Source organism: Achromobacter seleniivolatilans (assembly GCF_030864005.1).
GTDB classification, from domain to species: Bacteria; Pseudomonadota; Gammaproteobacteria; order Burkholderiales; family Burkholderiaceae_B; genus Achromobacter; species Achromobacter seleniivolatilans.
In genome coordinates this window covers 3,937,692-3,954,966 of record NZ_CP132976.1, presented here as the reverse complement: position 1 = coordinate 3,954,966, position 17,275 = coordinate 3,937,692, and the positions used below count along the sequence as shown (strand labels likewise).

The 17,275-nt window shown below is 61.8% G+C and carries 16 protein-coding genes and 1 tRNA gene; 10 read left to right on the top strand and 7 right to left on the bottom strand.

Annotated features, from left to right (window positions below; translation table 11 throughout):
* Positions 1-7: 7 nt before the first annotated feature.
* Complete coding sequence (locus tag RAS12_RS17815) at positions 8-655, bottom strand: TetR/AcrR family transcriptional regulator (protein ID WP_306937648.1); 648 nt, start codon at positions 653-655, stop codon at positions 8-10.
* A gap of 116 nt (positions 656-771) precedes the next feature.
* On the opposite strand from RAS12_RS17815, the gene RAS12_RS17810 reads away from it, so the two are divergent.
* The 8 genes from RAS12_RS17810 (at position 772) to RAS12_RS17775 (ending at position 8,141) form a co-directional block, all read left to right on the top strand.
* Positions 772-1,518 carry an SDR family oxidoreductase gene (locus RAS12_RS17810; RefSeq protein WP_306937647.1) on the top strand — a complete coding sequence of 249 codons (747 nt, stop codon included), beginning with the start codon at positions 772-774 and terminating at the stop codon, positions 1,516-1,518.
* A 163-nt stretch (positions 1,519-1,681) separates the two neighbouring features.
* Positions 1,682-1,757, top strand: a tRNA-Lys gene (locus RAS12_RS17805).
* Positions 1,758-1,999: 242 nt separating this feature from the next.
* Positions 2,000-2,518 carry a sigma-70 family RNA polymerase sigma factor gene (locus RAS12_RS17800; RefSeq protein ID WP_306937646.1) on the top strand — a complete coding sequence of 173 codons (519 nt, stop codon included), beginning with the start codon at positions 2,000-2,002 and terminating at the stop codon, positions 2,516-2,518.
* Positions 2,505-3,524: a FecR domain-containing protein gene (locus RAS12_RS17795; RefSeq protein WP_306937645.1), complete on the top strand. Its 1,020-nt coding sequence runs from the start codon at positions 2,505-2,507 to the stop codon at positions 3,522-3,524. Before RAS12_RS17800 ends, RAS12_RS17795 begins: the two co-directional genes overlap by 14 nt.
* A 114-nt stretch (positions 3,525-3,638) precedes the next feature.
* Entirely contained in the window at positions 3,639-6,158 is a 2,520-nt protein-coding gene (locus RAS12_RS17790) for a TonB-dependent siderophore receptor (RefSeq protein WP_306937644.1), read from the top strand.
* 101 nt (positions 6,159-6,259) lie between these two features.
* Positions 6,260-6,916, top strand: coding sequence for an HAD family hydrolase (locus RAS12_RS17785; protein WP_306937642.1), 657 nt, complete (start codon positions 6,260-6,262; stop codon positions 6,914-6,916).
* 159 nt (positions 6,917-7,075) lie between these two features.
* A complete protein-coding gene (locus tag RAS12_RS17780) occupies positions 7,076-7,723 on the top strand; it encodes a YiaD family glycine zipper/OmpA-like lipoprotein (RefSeq protein WP_306937641.1) in 648 nt (215 codons plus the stop codon).
* Positions 7,724-7,814: 91 nt separating this feature from the next.
* Entirely contained in the window at positions 7,815-8,141 is a 327-nt protein-coding gene (locus tag RAS12_RS17775; RefSeq protein WP_306937639.1) for a 4a-hydroxytetrahydrobiopterin dehydratase, read from the top strand.
* Here RAS12_RS17775 and RAS12_RS17770 read toward each other — a convergent pair.
* From RAS12_RS17770 to RAS12_RS17745, 6 genes are all read right to left on the bottom strand, one after another.
* Positions 8,138-8,593: a MarR family winged helix-turn-helix transcriptional regulator gene (locus RAS12_RS17770; RefSeq protein WP_306937638.1), complete on the bottom strand. Its 456-nt coding sequence runs from the start codon at positions 8,591-8,593 to the stop codon at positions 8,138-8,140. The two genes, RAS12_RS17775 and RAS12_RS17770, sit on opposite strands and share 4 nt — an antisense overlap.
* A complete protein-coding gene (locus RAS12_RS17765) occupies positions 8,590-8,817 on the bottom strand; it encodes a hypothetical protein (protein ID WP_306937636.1) in 228 nt (75 codons plus the stop codon). The genes RAS12_RS17770 and RAS12_RS17765 overlap by 4 nt, the downstream gene beginning before the upstream one ends.
* Positions 8,814-10,439: an FAD-dependent monooxygenase gene (locus RAS12_RS17760; protein ID WP_306937634.1), complete on the bottom strand. Its 1,626-nt coding sequence runs from the start codon at positions 10,437-10,439 to the stop codon at positions 8,814-8,816. The genes RAS12_RS17765 and RAS12_RS17760 overlap by 4 nt, the downstream gene beginning before the upstream one ends.
* Positions 10,440-10,556: 117 nt before the next feature.
* Positions 10,557-11,255 (bottom strand): DUF6776 family protein, encoded by a 699-nt coding sequence (locus RAS12_RS17755; RefSeq protein WP_306937632.1) that lies wholly within the window; start codon positions 11,253-11,255, stop codon positions 10,557-10,559.
* Positions 11,256-11,400: 145 nt separating this feature from the next.
* Positions 11,401-12,087 (bottom strand): N-acetylmuramate alpha-1-phosphate uridylyltransferase MurU, encoded by a 687-nt coding sequence (gene murU / locus RAS12_RS17750; RefSeq protein ID WP_306937630.1) that lies wholly within the window; start codon positions 12,085-12,087, stop codon positions 11,401-11,403.
* Positions 12,087-13,127, bottom strand: a complete 1,041-nt coding sequence (locus tag RAS12_RS17745; protein ID WP_306937627.1) for an aminoglycoside phosphotransferase family protein — start codon at positions 13,125-13,127, stop codon at positions 12,087-12,089. The genes murU and RAS12_RS17745 overlap by 1 nt, the downstream gene beginning before the upstream one ends.
* A gap of 169 nt (positions 13,128-13,296) precedes the next feature.
* Between RAS12_RS17745 and RAS12_RS17740 the strand changes: the two genes are divergently transcribed.
* Together RAS12_RS17740 and RAS12_RS17735 are read left to right on the top strand one after the other, a co-directional pair.
* Positions 13,297-15,681 carry an LPS-assembly protein LptD gene (locus tag RAS12_RS17740; protein ID WP_306937625.1) on the top strand — a complete coding sequence of 795 codons (2,385 nt, stop codon included), beginning with the start codon at positions 13,297-13,299 and terminating at the stop codon, positions 15,679-15,681.
* Positions 15,678-17,264, top strand: a complete 1,587-nt coding sequence (locus tag RAS12_RS17735) for a peptidylprolyl isomerase (RefSeq protein WP_306937622.1) — start codon at positions 15,678-15,680, stop codon at positions 17,262-17,264. Before RAS12_RS17740 ends, RAS12_RS17735 begins: the two co-directional genes overlap by 4 nt.
* The last annotated feature ends 11 nt before the right edge of the window (positions 17,265-17,275 follow it).

Genomic DNA, 17,275 nt, shown 5'->3' with positions numbered 1-17,275 from the left:
GTATCCGTCAGGAGCGGGCGCGGCCCGGAGGAACGCCAGACGGTGGCACGTGGTGTCCGGTCAAGGCATCCCAGGCGCACATCGCTTGCCGCGCCACGGCTTGCAGTGTCTTGCGGGTGGCGCCGTCGCGCGCCTGAATGGACATGCCATGCAGCACGGTGGTGTAGAAGGCGGCCAGACCTTTCAGGTCTGCGCTTGCGGGCAGTTCGCCTTGGGCGGCGCCTGCGTTCATGCGAGCCAGGATGCAGCTTTGCATGTCGCGGCGGGTGTCGCCCAGGAAGTCGCCCACGCTGGCGTGGTTGGTGCAGCCTGAAGGCGCGCCCAGCACAATCATGCAGCCAGGCGGCCGGCCAGATACGGTGAAGCGTTCAGCCGACGTCAGCAACATGGCCTGAACACCCTCGCGAGCGGTGGCTGCCGCTTGCAACGCGCGCCGTGCCGATCCGCCTTCGGTATCCCGGTAGAGGCCGACGGCCTCGCGGAACAGTTCTTCTTTTGAGCCGAATGCTCCGTAGAGGCTGGGCGAGTTGATGCCCATCGCTACCGTCAGATCGGCCAGCGATGCTCCTTCATATCCCTTCGACCAGAAAACCTCCATGGCCTTTTGCAAGGCCTGAGCCCGGTCGAAGTTCCGGGGGCGTCCACGTTCTGCCATGGCGCTGATTTTACTCCGGAGATTTATTTTGTGTTGATCGATAAAAAAATCATTGACGGATGAGATCCAACCCGGTGATGATATTTGTGTCGATCAATACAAAATAAGGTTTTGTCATGGCTAATCTGAATGGAAAAGTGGCGTTCGTAACGGGCGGCAGCCGGGGCATCGGCGCCGCCATCGTGCGGCGTCTTGCCGCCGACGGCGCGGATGTGGCGTTTACCTACGTCAGCGCGTCATCCGCCGCGACGGCGACCGCGCTAGCCCGGGAACTCGCTGTGGACGGACGCCGCGTCATCGCGATCCAGGCGGACTCCGCAGACGCGGCCGCCGTCAAGCAAGCGGTGGAACACGCCATTGCCGCATTGGGGCCTGTGGACGTGCTGGTGAACAACGCAGGCATTTTCGTGACTGGCGTCATTGGCGACGCGAGCTTGGATGAGTACGAGCGCACCATGGACATCAACGTCCGCGCGCCCTTCGTCGCCATCCAAGCCGCGCAGCCATCGATGCCGGACGGTGGACGCATCATCAATATCGGCAGTTGTCTGGCCGGCCGCGCTGGCCGTGCAGGCGTGGCCTTGTATTCCGCCAGCAAGTCCGCGTTGGTGGGGCTGACTCAAGGCCTGGCGCGAGACCTGGGCGCGCGCGGCATCACCGCCAACGTTGTCCATCCCGGTCCAATCAACACCGATATGAATCCGGCCGATGGCGCAGCAGCGGGGGCGATGGTGTCGGTGCTGTCCTTGCCGCACTACGGCGAACCGCGTGACATTGCGGGCATGGTGGCGTTCCTGGCAGGACCGGAAGGGCGTTATGTCACGGGTGCGAGCCTGTCTGTTGATGGGGGTTATGCCGCATGATTGCCGGCGGCTGAAAAGTTTTTTCCCACCCGACTTGCACAAACCAAAAAACCTACATATAATCTTGCTTCTTCGCACTACACACATAACGAAACGCAAGCGGCGGCGCTGGTAGTAATACCAAAAAGCAACGCTTAAAACGAATCGAAATGCGTGCATTGCAGGGCTGTTAGCTCAGTTGGTAGAGCAGCGGACTCTTAATCCGTAGGTCGAGTGTTCGAGCCACTCACAGCCCACCAGAATTATGAAAGGCCCCGTGTACGCACGGGGCCTTTTTGCATTTGCGGCGAAGGCATAGCCTGCATAGTAAACATCGCGCCAGGCCAAGATCCTTGCGGAAAGAATCGCGAATAAATTACTATTAAGAATAGTTCGCATTCCATTTTCGGCGCGGTCGTCGTGCATATTCAGTCGAACAGGCTGCATTGCGCTGACCGCATCGCCCTGGCTGCACCGCCATCCCGTCACGTCGCCATCCCACATGTCTGCGCCCAGCGTTCCCGCCCAACAAGCTATCGAAACGCTTTACGGTGACCACCATGGCTGGCTGCGGGGGTGGTTGCGCAAGAAGCTTGGCAACGCATTTGATGCTGCCGATTTGGCGCATGACACCTATGTGCGCATTCTTGCGTCGGGCAAAACGCCCAACGCGGAGCAATCGCGTCGCCATCTGACTCAGGTGGCCAACGGTTTGCTTATCGACCTGTATCGCCGCCGTCAGATCGAAGCCGCTTATCTGGAAGGCATTGCCTTGCTGCCGGAAGCGCAGGCGCCTTCGGAAGAGGCAAGGGCGCTGGTCATGGAGGCGCTGATCGAGATCGATACGATCTTGCATAAGTTGCCAGCCAAGGCGCGCATGGCGCTGCTGCTGCGCAAGTTGGACGGACTGAGCTATATCGAGATTGCAGAGCGGCTGCACGTGTCGGTGTCGTCAGTGGAAAAGTACGTGGCCGCCGCGTTGCTGGCCTGCTACCAGGCGCTCTACGATGCTCCGGGCTGATGCGGCAAGTGCGAACATGGCTGGCGCGGCGGGCGGCGGGCCGATCGATCCTGCCATAGTCAGGCGGGCATCGGAGTGGATGGCGCGGCTGTGGTCTGACAGCCCATCCGAGGCGGATGTGGCCGCCTGTGCGCAATGGCGCGCGGCGCATCCGGATCATGAGCGCGCCTGGCTGCGCTTGCAGGTTATGGACATCAAGCTGGAGCAGGTTGCGGGCCCGGCGGTCAGCCGGGCCTTGCTCGAAGCGCCTTCCTCCGGACGGCGCCGGGCGTTGCAGGCATTGGGGCTGGCTATCGCGGCGGGGGGCTCTGCACTCGCGCTGCGCGAGACCGATCAATGGCTGGCGGTGACGGCCGATTACAGCACCGGCACCGGTGAAATCCGCGAGATTTCCTTGCCGGATGGGACCCGGGTCGTCCTGAATACGCGCACTGCAATCGATGTGAACTTTGATGCCAGCGAGCGCCGTGTGGTGGTCAAGCGCGGCGAAATCCTGGTGACGACTGCTCCTGATCATCCGGCCGCGCATCGTCCGTTCCGTGTGCAAAGCCGCGAGGGCATGGTGCAGGCGCTGGGCACGCGCTTCACGTTGCGCCAGGGTGACCGTCTATCTCATGTGGCGGTATTTGAGGGCGCGGTGGATGTGTACCCCGCCAATGCGGCAGGCTCGGGCAATGGGGTGGTTCGGGTGCACAGTGGAGAGCGGACGGTGTTCTCGGGCGAGCGGGCCGAGGCGCCCGTGGCTGCCCGTGAAAGCGCTGCTGCCTGGGTCCGTGGCACGCTGGTCGCAGAGAACATGCGGGTGGCGGATTTCTTGGTGGAGCTGAACCGCTACCGGACGGGATTCGTCCGATGTGACCCTGCCGTGGCGGATCTACGCGTGACAGGGGTGTTCTCGGTATTGGATACCGACCGCGCCTTGCGCAACCTGATGTTGGGGTTGCCGTTGGCAGTGACGTATCGCACTCCTTACTGGGTCACAGTGCACGCCAAGCCATCGGCTTAGCTGCCGCTGCGCGCGCGGTTGCATAATTTTTTTGCCAAAGATTGAGGATTTGGCCGGTTCGTTCGGAAGACGTCATAAGCCCTTCTCATTTTCCGCACGACCAGGACACGACCGATGGCATTCCGCCCTTCATCTGACTCGACCTTCCCGCCCCTTTGCGCTCAAGCTTCGCGCTCCGGTTTGGCCTTCACCGTAGCTCCTGCCTTTGTCGTACGCGCGGCCGTTCTAGCCTTGTTGACGCTGGGGGCGCCTTTGATGGCGGTTTCGACGGCTCACGCGCAGCCCGCCACGTCACCGGCCGGCGACACGCTGCGCACCTACAACATTCCGGCAGGTCCGTTGGATCGAACGCTGAACCGCTATGCCAGTGAAGCGGGCGTGGAACTGTCGGTGGACGCGGCCCTGATCCAGGGCAAGACCTCGGCAGGTTTGACGGGCCGCTTTGGCGTGCAGGACGGTTTTGCCGAATTGCTGCGAGGGCAGGGCCTGCGAATTGTGCGGGGCGCAAGCGGCGCGTATTCCGTGCGGCCGGCGCCATCTTCGGACTCAGGCTTGGATGCGCGCGGCGCCACCACATTGCCCGCCGTGACTGTGACTGGCAATGCCGAATCGGCGACTGGTCCGGTGGACGGCTTTTTGGCCAAGCGTAGCGCGACGGGCACCAAAACCGACAGTTCGATCATGGAGACGCCGCAATCGATCTCGGTTGTGTCGGCGGACTTCATCAAAGAGATTGGCGCGTCCCGGCTAAAGGAAAGCCTGTCCTACACCCCGGGTATCAATACGTCGCCCTGGGGGTCGGACTCGCGGTTCGACTGGACGATCATTCGCGGTTTTGATGCGCAGACCCCTGGCTACTACCTGGACGGGCTGCAATTGCGCAACAACAATAGCTGGGCGGTTTGGCAGACCGAGGTCTACGGCGCAGAGCGGATTGAAGTGCTGCGCGGGCCCACGTCGGTGCTGTATGGCCAGAACGGCGCGGGAGGCATGATCAATGTGGTGAGCAAGCGTCCCACCGAAGAGCCATTGCACGAAATGGAAGTGCAGATCGGCAACGATTCGCGGCGTCAGGTTGCGGCGGATTTTTCGGGGCCGGTGGACGATGCCGGCAAAGTGCTATACCGCGTGACGGGCCTGGCGCGTGATGCGGAATTGCCGTCCAGCGGGCTACCCAACGATCGCTTCTACATCGCACCGGCGCTGACCATCAAGCCGTCCAGCGACACCACGCTGACCTTGCTGTCGCATTATTTACGGGTGCGCGATGGCAGTTCGTATGGAAGCTATCCGGAAATGGGTTCGCTGTTGTCCAACCCGAACGGAAAAATCTCCCCGAAAACCTATGTGGGCGAATCGGATTTTGATCGCTTCAATCAAGAGCAATGGATGGTGGGGTACATGTTGGAGCATCGCTTCAATGACACCTGGACCGTCCGCCAGAACGCGCGTTATGGCTATACCAGCGTGGATTACCGGCAGGTGTACGTGCGCGGCGATTTTGTGACGGTCAATGAAAACAACCCGGATGACCCGGCCAATTTTCGTTTGTTGAGCCGCTATCCGTTTGGCAGCAATGAAAACGCGCGGCTGTTCACCATCGATAACCAGGCGCAGGCCAAAGTCCGTTTGGGTGACTGGCAGCACACACTGTTGGCAGGTTTTGATTATCAGCATTCGCGCAACTACCAGGCCACTTACAACGACGGCACGGTCAGCCCGATCGATGCCTATTCACCGGTGCATGGCGGCGCAATAACGACGGCGGACCCCTGGTTCGATGGCACTACCAAGCTGGCTCAGGCGGGTTTCTACCTGCAAGACCAGATCAAGTGGGGCAATTGGGTGGCAACCTTGGGCGGACGCTACGACCGGGCGTCGGCGGACGTCAGCAGCAATATCGATGGATCGACAACCAAGATTTCCGAGCACAATTTCAGTGGCCGGGGCGGGGTTGTCTATCTGCATCCGAGCGGCGTGGCGCCGTACTTCAGCTATGCGGAATCGTTCTCGCCTACCGCCACGATCGACCCGGTGACCAACAGCCCGATGAAGCCGGAAACGGGCCGCCAATATGAAGTGGGCCTGCGCTATGAGCCGCCGGGCGGCACCAGCCGGTACAGTGTTGCCGCCTTTGATTTGCGGCGCCGCAACTACATCACCTACACGGCGGACTTCCTACCCAAGCAAACGGGCGAGGTGCAGGTGCGCGGCTTGGAGTTCGAAGCGGCATTTCGTCCTGTGCCGCAGGCGAACGTGGTGGCGGCATATACCTACACCCCAAAAGCTGACGTGACGGCCAGCAGTACCGCAAGCGAAGTGGGCAAACAGATGCAGGCCGTATCGCGCAACCAGTTTGCGCTGTGGACCGACTATCGCTTTGCGTCGGGTATCAAAGTTGGCGTGGGCGCCCGCTATACCGGATCGAACTGGGGTTATGCGGAATCGGCATCGGCGAAATTGCCGTCCTACACGTTGTTTGACGCCATGATTGGCTATCAGATCCAGCGTTGGAATCTGGCGCTGAACGTACGCAACCTGACCAATAAGGAATACCTGAGCAATTGCAGCCAGGGCGTATGCCGCTACGGGGATTTACGCACGGTGATGGCAACGGCGACTTACCGCTGGTAGGGCGCCATTAAGATTCAGCTTAACGAACAGTAAATCTCCGCTAAACCACAGCGGGCGTGCGGGTCTCTATAGTGACCGATCTGTCCTTTCAGGAGCGCCGCATGTCTGATGCTTTAGTTTCGTCCGCCTATCCCCGCGCGGTGCTGTTCGACCTTCTGACCGCGCTGCTGGATTCGTGGACTGTCTGGAATCGTGCAGCAGGCTCTGAAGCGCTGGGCCGGGCATGGCGCGCGGAATATCTGCGCCGCACGTACGGTTGCGGCGCCTATCAGCCCTATGAACAATTGGTCCAGGAAGCTGCCGTCTCCGTGGGCCTGCCATCCAGCGCGCCCGCTGCCCTGGAGGCCCACTGGGATGAGCTGCCCGTTTGGGATGGCGCTCGCGAACTGTTGCTGGCGCTGCGTCCGCATTGCCGGTTGGGCGTGGTTACGAACTGTTCTGACCGCCTGGGCCAGCGCGCGGCGAACTTGTTGGGTGTCAACTGGGATGTGGTGGTGACGTCCGAAGATGCGGGCTTTTATAAGCCCGACCCGCGCCCTTATGCGCTGGCGTTGGACCGCATGCAAGTAACGCCGTCAGACACGGCATTCGTCGCGGGTTCGGGGTATGACATGTTCGGCACCAGCAAGGTGGGGTTGCGCACCTATTGGCACAACCGCGTGGCGCTGGCCTTGCCGGAAGGGGCGCCGCGCCCGGAGCTGGAATCGCCGCGCTTGGAAGATGCGTTGCCTTGGCTGGCGAAGTTTCACGCGCGCTGAAGGCATGGTCATACGGCAGTGAGGCAGTCTTTTCACTGGATGTTGCTCGCTTTCTCCCGTTTTTGGCAGTACAAAATGTTGCGCGTCAGCGCTCTTGTGCTTGCTAGCATTGGGTTGGCCGGAATGACCCGGCACCGCGACGGAACTGTGGAGGTTGCCATGAACTCAAGAACAATATTCAACCGGATCGCCGTGTTGGCAGCGGCGGGCGCGCTGCTGGCAGGGTGCGCCACGCAACAGGGCACCAACACCGCGATAGGCACGGGCGCTGGGGCGGCGGTAGGCGCCGGCATCGGCGCGTTGATCGGGCACGGCAAGGGCGCAGCAATTGGCGCCGGTATTGGCGCTGTGGCTGGCGGGGTGGTTGGCTACAACTGGAAGGTCGTCAAGGACGATGTGCAGAAATCTGGGGCATCTTCGCTTGGTATCGACGTAGTCGAAATGCCGGACGGCAGCCTCAAGGTCAATATCCCAAGCGGCGTGTCGTTCGATACGGACAAGACGCAGCTCAAGCCCGCCCTGTTGCCCGTGCTGGACAGCGTGGCGCGCTCACTGAATCAGCATCCCGAGCTGCGCGCCAAGGTTGTCGGCCACACGGACAGCACGGGCGCTTTGGCACATAACCAGACGCTGTCGGTCAACCGCGCCAAGAGCGTGACGGATTATCTGGCCAAGCAGGGCGTGGCAACAGGCCGTCTGGCCGTCGAGGGCCGCGGCCCCAACGATCCGATAGGCGACAATGCGACCGCCGAAGGACGCGCGCTGAACCGCCGGGTGGAAATCTATTTGTACGCGGTGAAGCAGTAAGCCGGGGGACTCCCCTGCGCAACGCTGTGCGTGTTTGTGTTCAAGGCGGCCGGCGCATTGCGTCGCCGCCTTTTGTTTTCTGGAGCCTGCCATGACTATGTTTCCCCCCGCCCGTATCGGCACTGATATCGCCGTCGCCGCCTTGACCGGCTGGCAGGCGGTGGACACGCGCGACGCCATCGAAAAGCGGTTTCGCTTTCCCAATTTCAATGCGGCGTTTGGCTTTATGGCCCGCGTGGCCATGTTCGCGGAAAAACTGAATCATCATCCCGAATGGACCAACGTCTACAACCGGGTGGACGTGACCTTGACCACGCATGATGCGGGCGGTGTGACCGAGCTGGATGTGCGCATGGCGCAGTTCATGGACGACGCGGCTGCGCAGCTAGGCGCCACCGCGCCAAAGGCGCAGGCCTAATCTTCGGCGCCTTCAGCGGGCGACTGGACGTGTTCGATCAGGCGGTCCAGCATGTTGCCGAACAGGCGCTGTTCGTCGGCGCTGAGACAGGCGAAGATTTCGTCGTTGCGCCGGGCGATCAGGTCAATGATGCGTTGGTATTGCGTCAGCCCCGACGCGGTTGGCGTCAGCACCACGCCGCGTCCATCTGATGCGGACAAGGTTTTTTCAACCAGGCCGCGGTCGACCAGGGCCTGCGCCGAACGGCTGGCCTGGCCCTTGTTCAAGTTGGCCGTCCGCGCCAGATCGTTGACGGAAAGCGGCGCGTAGCGGCCGATAGCTGCCAGGCAACGCGCCTCGCCCAGCGGAATGTCGCAGTCGCTCAGATAGGCGCGATTCGTGTCCCGGTCGGTGATCTTGTTGACCACGTGCAGGCGGTAAGTCAGGAATCGTTCCAGTGGGGGCGTTTTCACGTCGGGCGGGCAGGAGTGGCGGCGGGATAGTTTGCCACAGGGCCTGCATCAAGGCAGGCGTCTTCCGCTTGCACCAACAGCGCCAGCGCGGCCTTGGCATCGGGTTGCCGGCTCAGCAACGACAGACCGAGTATGGATAGAAACAGTTGGGCTTGCGATTCACCCACCCGCGTGAGCGCTTGCGCCATGGCGGTGTAGACCTGGTCCAGTTCATCGTTGTTCATGCTTGGCCTTTTTTCTGAGTATTGGATTCAAGGCTGGGGTAGTAGGGGGCCAGCGCCGCCCGCAGACCGGTCGCCCCGGGTTGGGTCCACCGGCCCAGCACATAACCGTCCGGGCGCATCAAAATGACAGAACCTGCCTCGCAACCGTAGCGCGGGCCGAGTTGGCCGTGTGTATCGCGCAGAGCGTTTTTGTTGACGCATAGCACCTGTAGCGGCTTGGGGGACGTTTGCGTGGCGGCGGCCAACGCGTGCAGCTCGGCGGCAAGTCCGGGGGCGGGCGAGATCGCCAGCGCCACGAACCCTTGGCCGAAGTGCTCGCTAAGATGATGCGGCGTGTCGCCGTCATGCAGCAGTACATCGGGCGCAGGCTGGCCCGGTGCCGCGGCCGGATGGGCGCCGGGCGCGCCGTCACCCAGGTTCAACGGTGACGTGTCATAGGAAATGGGCGCGGATTGGCGGGGGTTGATCAGGGGCCGCACCGTCTCGTCCACCAGCGCCAGGCGCAATGCGGCCTCGCGCAGCAACCGGAAGCCGAAGTCTGGCGGGGCCATGAATTCGGTGCTCTTGGCGCCATAGGCCAGGTTCTGGCGAGTGGCATGGACGCGTTCGACGCTATAGCTGTCCAGCAGACTGTCGGAGGCTTGGCCGTTCAACACCCAGGCCAGTTTCCAGGCCAGGTTGCCTGCATCGTCCAGACCGGAGTTCAGTCCGCGCACGCCAAAGATCGGCACCAGATGGCCTGCATCTCCGGCGAACAACACCCGTCCGTGACGGTACTGATCCAAGGTCAGGCACTTGGCGTTGTACAGCGAAATCCAGAGCGGTTTCCACGGCGCTGTCTCGCCGATCATGTCCAGATGGCTTTGAACGCGCGGCAGCACGTTCTCGGGTTTGACCGCAGCGTCCGCATCTTCGTCGTCTGCAATCTGGTAATCCACCCGCCACACATTGCCGGGCTGGCGGTGCATCAACAACGTGGAGCCGGGGTTGGACGGAGGGTCGAACCAGGCCAGGCGTTCGACCGCGCGATTGGATTCTTGTTCGATGTCGACAATGACGTAACGCCCTTCGTACTGCATGCCCTCAAGCTTCAGGCCCATGGACTCGCGCACCGTGCTGCGGCCACCGTCGCAGGCGATCAGCCAGTCTGCGCGCACCGTCTGGCGCTGGCCGTCCGCATCGACTTCAACGGTGACGCCTTTGTCATCCGCTTGCAGTCCTGCGACGCGGGCCGACCATTGCAGCTTGGCCAATTCCGGGTGGCGCTGCATGGCCAGATGGGCGTATTCCTCTACCGAGTATTGCTGGATGTTGACCATTGGGGCATAGCGCTGCAGCGGATCGTGCGGCATTTCAAAGTGCAGGACTTCGCGGTCGCCAAAATAGCTGCGCCCTCCCGTCCAGGCCAGACCGGTGGACATGACCGGCTTGTCGGCGCCCACCCACCCCAGAATTTCCTGCGAGCGGCGCGAGATGCAGATGGCCCGGCTGCCGCTGCAATAGTCATCGTCGGCTTCCACGGTAAGCGAGGCGATGCCGTATTCGGCCAGGAGGGCGGCCAAAGTCAGACCGACCGGGCCCCCGCCTGCAATCAGGACGGGAACGTGCGAGGGGAGTGGCATTTTGTCTCCGATATTTGGTTGTTTGCGCAACTATATGCTTGAAAGGTTGCGCGCGCAACTACTTGCGCCGGGCGCAAAAAAACCCGCCGGACGGGCGGGTTTTCGGGAGAGGCGCGCTTAGTTGCGCACGTAATAGATGCGCATGGCCTGCTGTTTTTGGCCGCTGTCCATGACGCGCAGCACGACCACCTTGGGGGTGAAGCCGTCGGGCAGCTTGAGTTGGCCCAGAGCGTAGTCGTAACGGTCTACATTCAGCGTGGGGCCTTCAGGCGTAATCGTGGCGACGCGTCCGTTGGGGTAGCTGCCGTCGATAGAAAACGTGAGCGTGCCCTTAAAGGGGGCGCCAGTACGTTCTTCGCGCATGACCAGGACCTGGAAGTCCAGTTGGCCGGGGGCGCGCTTGAACGTGGCCGACCGGATGCCCAGGTTGCCGCCACGCGGGTCAGCGGGCATGGCGTCCTGGAACAGGACCAATTCTTTATTCAGCGTGTCGATTTTGGCGCGGGCATCGCCCAGATCTGTCGTCAGCTTTTCGTGGCCCGACTTGTTGGCGTCACGCTGCTGCGTGGCTTCTTCCAACTGGGTCTGGAGCCGCTGGCGTTCGAGATTGGAGGCGCTCAGTTCGCTATGCAGGCTTTCCGACTGTTCAACGGTCAGGCGTTGCGGGCCATAGTTGGTTTGCAGGAAGAGAACGCCGCCCGCACCAAGGCCAATGCCCACCAGCAGCAGAACAAGCCAGCGCGGCAGACGGCGCGTGCGTAGACCGGGTTGGTATACGGAGGGCTTGAATACGGCCCGTTGCGATCTTCCAAACATCCCCATTCCTAGAAAACTTCCTGTGTGTTGCTTGTCCGCACGCTGCCCGCGCGTGCCAAAGCGTCAAAGAATACCCCGTTATCTGGGGGCGTGGGTGCGCGGACAATCCTGGTTGCGCACCTTGATATTGTGAAATATGTGAGCATCAGCGCGCCGTGGCGCGCAGCTCAGAGTCCAGGTCGGCAAGCCGTTGCGGGGTGCCGACATCCGTCCAACGGCCGGCATGACGCGTGCCCTGCGCCTGATTTTGGGTCATTGCTTGCCGAAGCAAGGGCGCAAGCGGTGCCGCCGTGCCGCGCTGAACATCCGCGAACAACGAAGGATGGTAGACGCCGATACCCGCAAAGGTCAAACGAGGTTCGCCCTGGGCGTGCACGCTGCCATCCGAGTCCAGCCGGAAATCTCCGCCGGGGTGATGGGCGGGATTGTCCACCAGCACAAGCCAGGCGCCGCCTGCGGACAGCCCTTCGGCTATGGCAAAGGCGTCCTCGGGATTCCAGTCGCACCAGATATCGCCATTGATGACGAGAAAGGGCGCGTCGCCCAAGAGGGGCAGGGCCTGGGCGATACCACCGGCTGTTTCCAGCGCGGTGGATTCAGCCGAATAGCGTATCCGCACGCCGTAGGCGCTGCCGTCGCCAAGCACGCGTTCAATCTCTTGACCCAGCCAGGCGTGATTGATGACCACGTCGCGGATGCCGGCGGACGCCAGGCGTTCCAGATGCCAGACGATCAGCGGCTTGCCGCCGACCTCCAGCAATGGCTTGGGACACCGGTCTGTCAGCGGCCGCATCCGTTCGCCGCGGCCAGCGGCAAGAATCATGGCTTGCATCAGAACGTGTATCCGACGCTGACCTGGCGGTCGTCCAGCTTGTCCAGCAAGCGCAGCAGGGGCGTGAAGACGCTGTAGCGCTGGGCCACCTGGCGCACGTAACCGTTCACCCGCGGCATGTGGGCCAGGTAGTGCGCTTTGCCGTCACGATGGTTCAGCCGGGCAAAGACGCCCAGGATGCGCAGGTTGCGTTGCAGGCCCATCCACTCATAGGCTCGGTGGAAGTCGGCAAAATCGGCGTCGACGGGCAGGCCGGCAGTGCGCGCCATGTCCCAGTAACGGATGGCCCAGTCCAGTTGCTGGGGCTCTTCCCAAGTGGTGCGCGCGTCGGTAACCAATGACGCCAAGTCATAGGTAATGGGGCCGGCCAGCGCATCCTGAAAGTCGATGATGCCCGGATTGGGACCGAATCGCGGCTGGTCGCAAACCATCAGATTGGGCGAGTGGAAGTCGCGGTGCACCAGCACCTGCGCCTGGCCCCCATTGCTGGCCGACAGCAGCGCGAAGATCTTTTCCAGCGCGTTGGCGGTTTTGTCATCGAGTGTCACGCCATGGTGCTTTTGCACGTACCACTCGGGGAACAGCTTGAGCTCATCGGCCAGCCGGCCCGTATCGTAGGACGCCAAGCCAGCGGTGGATGCCTGTTGCAAGCGGACCAGCGCGGCCAGCGCTTCGCGGTACAAGGTTTGCAGCTGGCTGTCTTCCAGGCCAGTCTGAATGCGCTGGTAGTAGGTCTGCTCGCCCAGGTCGGACAGCAGCAGCAGGCCCAGACCCAGATCCTGCTCGAGCACTTCCGGGACGTTGAGACCGGCGTCAGCCAGCAACTGGCCCACGTGCAGGAAGGGACGGCAGTCTTCGTGGGCGGGGGGCGCGTCCATGACAATCAGGGTGCGCTCACCGGCGTCCAGTCTGAAATACCGGCGGAAACTGGCGTCGGCGGAAGCCGGGCGCAAGGTGTCGACGGACAGGTTCAGCGAGGCTGGCAGGCTTTCCAGCCAGTTGCGAATCTGCTCCAGGCGGGGGTCGTGATCGTTTTTCAAGGAAGATCCGTGTCGGAAGGGCAATATTGCTGAAATTTACGCTCGGCGCACATAAGGCTGGGCGTCTGGCGCGGCTTCTCTATAATACCGGCTCGTTTCAGTTAGCATTGGCCCTTCTTGGGCGCCGATGTCTGGTTTCCCCCATCGTCATAAAGGGCAGTTTTCACTCGTGCGCAAGGTTCGGTGGTTGATCCTCTCTGCTGTCAGCGTCGCCGCCGGAGCCGTTCAGGCTCAAGGCAGCCAGGGTTCGACTCCCGCTGCGTCTTCGTCGTCGGTTACCGCGGCGCCTGTGCTGCGTACGTCGCCTGGTTTGCGGCTGCACCGGTTGCCCGATGGCAGCATCCCTGCCTATATGGAAGCGGACAGCATTGAGGGCGACCCGGAATCCGACCTGACCCTGACAGGCAGCGCGCAAGTGCGCCGCATCGATGGCGTGATCAAGGGCGATCGCATCAACTACCGCAAGGACACCGGCGCCGTCGACGTAGAGGGCAGTGCCCGCATGATGCGCGACGGCACCTTGGTGACCGGTCCGACTGCCAAGTTCAACGTCGACAAGTATTCGGGCGAGATCGAAAAGCCAAATTTCTGGATGGGCGCCACAGGCGGGTTTGCCGTGGCCGACCATGCCGACATATTCAGCAAGTCGCAAATGCGGCTGCATACGGTGACGTACAGCGGTTGCGCGTGCGAGAAACCGTCCTGGTACATCAAGGCCAATACCGTCGATATCGACTTCGACGAGAACGAAGGCGTGGCGCGCAATGGCGTGCTGTACTTCAAGGATGTGCCGATCCTGGCATCGCCCTATATGACGTTTCCGGTCAAGAAAGAGCGCAAGTCGGGCTTTCTGATGCCGACGTACGGCACGACCAGCCAGGGCGGATTCGACTTTTCGTTGCCGTACTACCTGAATCTGGCGCCTAACTACGATTTGACGGTTCAGCCGCGCTACTTTTCCAAGCGTGGCACGCAGTTGGGCGGGGAGTTCCGCTATATCGGCCAGGGCTACGGCGGCATCATGGATGCCACTTTCCTGCCGCATGACAACGTCACCGGAGAAGACCGCTGGATGTACTGGTGGCGTCACCAGCAGACATTTTCCAATGGTTTCTACGCGGACTGGGATCTGGCCAAGGTCTCGGACGACAACTACTTCCGCGATATTTCCCAGCTGGGCCTGAATCAGGCGTCAACCACCTATCTGCCGCAGCGCGGCCGCGTGGGTTGGGGCTCCACTTACTGGAGCACGTACGCACAGGTCTACAAGTACCAGACCTTGCAGGATCCGGATGCGCCGTTGGTGCCGCCCTATGACAAGGAACCCGAACTCTACCTGCGCGGCGCGCGCTACGACTGGAATGGTTTCGATGCGGACTGGACGTCGACCGCAGTGCGGTTCCGCCGCCCTATCTTTGGCGCCACGCGCTATCCGGACGGCGATCGTCTGCAGAGTTATCCGACGGTGTCTTATCCGATCGTCCGGCCGGGCTGGTTCATCATCCCCAAGGCGGGCGTTAATTACACCCAATACCAGACGAAATGGTATGGGGTGGATGCATTAGGTCTGAACGGCGGCTCGGCAGATGGCCTGCCGGGTTCGCAGTCGCGTACGGTCCCCATCATGTCGTTGGATGCCGGGATGGTCTTTGAGCGTGATACGTCCTTGTTCGGCAAGGCGTCCACGCAGACTCTGGAACCGCGCCTGTACTACCTGCGCGTGCCGTACCGTGATCAGTCCAAGCTGCCTATCTACGACACCTCTTTGTCGGATTTCAGCTTTTCTCAGGCATTTGAAGAGAACATTTACACCGGGGGCTGGGATCGCATCTCGAATGCGAATCAGCTGACGGCCGCGTTGACGACGCGTTGGCTGGACGCCAATACCGGTTTCGAGCGTATGTCTCTGGCCGTCGCCCAGCGCTTGTACTTTGCCGACCAGCAAGTCACGCTGCCCGGCGAAACGCCGCGTGAAAACGTGCGTTCCGACTTTCTGGTGGGCGCTAGTGCAGCGTTGACGGACACGCTGAGCACCGATGTGGCGGCTCAGTACAACCCATATGACAACAACTGGGCGCGCGGATTGGTCAGCGCGCGCTGGTCGCCTCAGCGCCTGACGACCGTGGCTGTGTCTTATCGTTATCAGCGTGACCCCCCGGCAGGGGTTGCCTATCAGCCGCAAGGCCAGAACCAGGTTAGCCTGGCGGTGCAATGGCCGTTTACCAAACGTTGGTACGGCGTTGGCCGCGTGGACTATTCCTTGCGCAATGGGCCGTCCAGTACGGTTGCCAATACGATAGATTCCCCCCGCGTCACGCAGGCCATTGCCGGCCTGGAGTACAAGGGTGATTGCTGCTGGGTTGGCCGTGTGGTCTACCAGCGCTATGCCGTATCGGCGGCGGACACGAACTCCGCAGTGTTCTTCCAGCTTGAGCTGACGGGCCTGGGTTCCCTGGGAACCGATCCGATGAATCTGCTGAACAGAAGTATCCCCGGTTACTCGAACATCACCCCGCCTGTTCCGACCGGGACCACATTTGAAAGGTATGAATGATGCGTAGGTTGCACTCTTTGCGCCGCCTCTCTGGCAGTGCGCTGTTGCTGGCTCTTTGCGCCGCCTTGCCCGCCGCGCATGCGGCAGAGCAGAGCACCCGTGGCGCGAACAACGGCGCCAAGGCCGCTCCCGCCGCGCAGCAGAAAGCGCCGCCCGCAGCAAAGGGCGAGCAGTTTGTCGATGGTATTGCGGCCGTTGTGGATAAAGACGTGATCACGCTGCGCGAGCTGCGCGACGCGTCCAACCGGATTGCTGCGGAACTGAAGTCGCGTGGCATTCAGGTGCCTGATGATCAGACGTTGCAGCATCAGGTATTGCAGCGCTTGATCATGGAACGCGTGCAGCGTCACGAAGCGGATCGTCTGGGCATCCGGGTTGATGATGCGCAGGTTGATCAGGCGATTCAGACCATTGCCGGCCGCAACAAGATCAGCGTGGCGCAATTGCGCCAGGAAATTGAAAAATCGGGCACCCAATGGGATGCCTACCGCAAGTCGTTGCGCGATGAGATCCGTTCGGATCGTTTGCGTCAGCGCGCGGTGGATTCCACGATTGTCATTTCCGATGCCGAAGTCGATGCGTTCCTGAAAGACCAGCGCCGCAATCCGGCGTTCGCTGCGTCCCCGCAAGCCGGGCAGCAGCCGCAGGCGCAACCTGAGCCAGTCCCCGAGCAAGCTCAGGCCCCCTCGGGTCCGACGCTGTACGCGTTGGCTCAGATCCTGGTGCGTGTGCCGGAAGGCTCATCGCCGGAACAGCTGGCCGCATTGCGCAAGAAGGCGGAAGGTATTTTGGCCCGCGCGAAGAGCGGCGCTGATTTCGCCAGCCTGGCGGCGGCATCTTCGGACGGCCCGGAAGCGTTGCAAGGCGGCATGATGGGCGTGCGTCCGTTGGAAGGCTGGCCCGATCTGTTCGTCAAGTCCATCAGCAATTTGGAAAAGGGTCAGGTCACCAACCTGATTCAGAGCGGCAATGGTTTCCACATCATCAAGGTGATGGATAAAGGCACGGCGCAGCCGGCCCCCAACCGGACCGCGCGTGCTCCTGCCCCGGCCCCCGCGCCGCAGCCCGCCGCTCGTCCGCAACCGGCGCAAGCGCAGCAAGGACCTGTCGAAGTGATGCAGACGCGTGCGCGTCACATCCTGATCAAGACATCGACGGTCATGAGCGATGAAACGGCGCGTCAACGCCTGGAGCAGGTGCGCCAGCGTCTGGTCAGCGGCGGCGCCAAGTTTGAAGATATGGCGCGTCAATATTCGCAGGACTCGACCGCGCCGCAAGGCGGCGAATTGGGATGGTTGAACCCAGGTGAAACCGTGCCGCCTTTCGAAGCGGCCATGAACGCGTTGAAGCCGGGCGAAATCAGCCAGCCGGTGCAGTCGCCCTTTGGTTGGCACTTGATTGAAGTTGAAGAGCGCCGTCAGCATGACGCCACGGACGATCTGGCCCGCATGAAGGCGCGTCAGATTCTGTTCGAACGCCGTGCCCAGCCTGCTTTTGAAGATTGGCTCGATCAGTTGCGCGCTCAAGCGTACGTCGACAACCGTCTTGAAAAACAGCAGAAAATCCAGCAGAACAACCGCTAAACGCATTACAG

Excerpts from the sequence above, each read along its gene's own strand:
- RAS12_RS17815 (WP_306937648.1), bottom strand. The coding sequence starts at position 655 with ATGGCAGAACGTGGACGCCCCCGGAACTTCGACCGGGCTCAGGCCTTG.
- RAS12_RS17810 (WP_306937647.1), top strand. The coding sequence starts at position 772 with ATGGCTAATCTGAATGGAAAAGTGGCGTTCGTAACGGGCGGCAGCCGG.
- RAS12_RS17800 (WP_306937646.1), top strand. The coding sequence starts at position 2,000 with ATGTCTGCGCCCAGCGTTCCCGCCCAACAAGCTATCGAAACGCTTTAC.
- RAS12_RS17795 (WP_306937645.1), top strand. The coding sequence starts at position 2,505 with ATGCTCCGGGCTGATGCGGCAAGTGCGAACATGGCTGGCGCGGCGGGC.
- RAS12_RS17790 (WP_306937644.1), top strand. The coding sequence starts at position 3,639 with ATGGCATTCCGCCCTTCATCTGACTCGACCTTCCCGCCCCTTTGCGCT.
- RAS12_RS17785 (WP_306937642.1), top strand. The coding sequence starts at position 6,260 with ATGTCTGATGCTTTAGTTTCGTCCGCCTATCCCCGCGCGGTGCTGTTC.
- RAS12_RS17780 (WP_306937641.1), top strand. The coding sequence starts at position 7,076 with ATGAACTCAAGAACAATATTCAACCGGATCGCCGTGTTGGCAGCGGCG.
- RAS12_RS17775 (WP_306937639.1), top strand. The coding sequence starts at position 7,815 with ATGACTATGTTTCCCCCCGCCCGTATCGGCACTGATATCGCCGTCGCC.
- RAS12_RS17765 (WP_306937636.1), bottom strand. The coding sequence starts at position 8,817 with ATGAACAACGATGAACTGGACCAGGTCTACACCGCCATGGCGCAAGCG.
- RAS12_RS17760 (WP_306937634.1), bottom strand. The coding sequence starts at position 10,439 with ATGCCACTCCCCTCGCACGTTCCCGTCCTGATTGCAGGCGGGGGCCCG.
- RAS12_RS17755 (WP_306937632.1), bottom strand. The coding sequence starts at position 11,255 with ATGTTTGGAAGATCGCAACGGGCCGTATTCAAGCCCTCCGTATACCAA.
- murU (WP_306937630.1), bottom strand. The coding sequence starts at position 12,087 with ATGCAAGCCATGATTCTTGCCGCTGGCCGCGGCGAACGGATGCGGCCG.
- RAS12_RS17735 (WP_306937622.1), top strand. The coding sequence starts at position 15,678 with ATGATGCGTAGGTTGCACTCTTTGCGCCGCCTCTCTGGCAGTGCGCTG.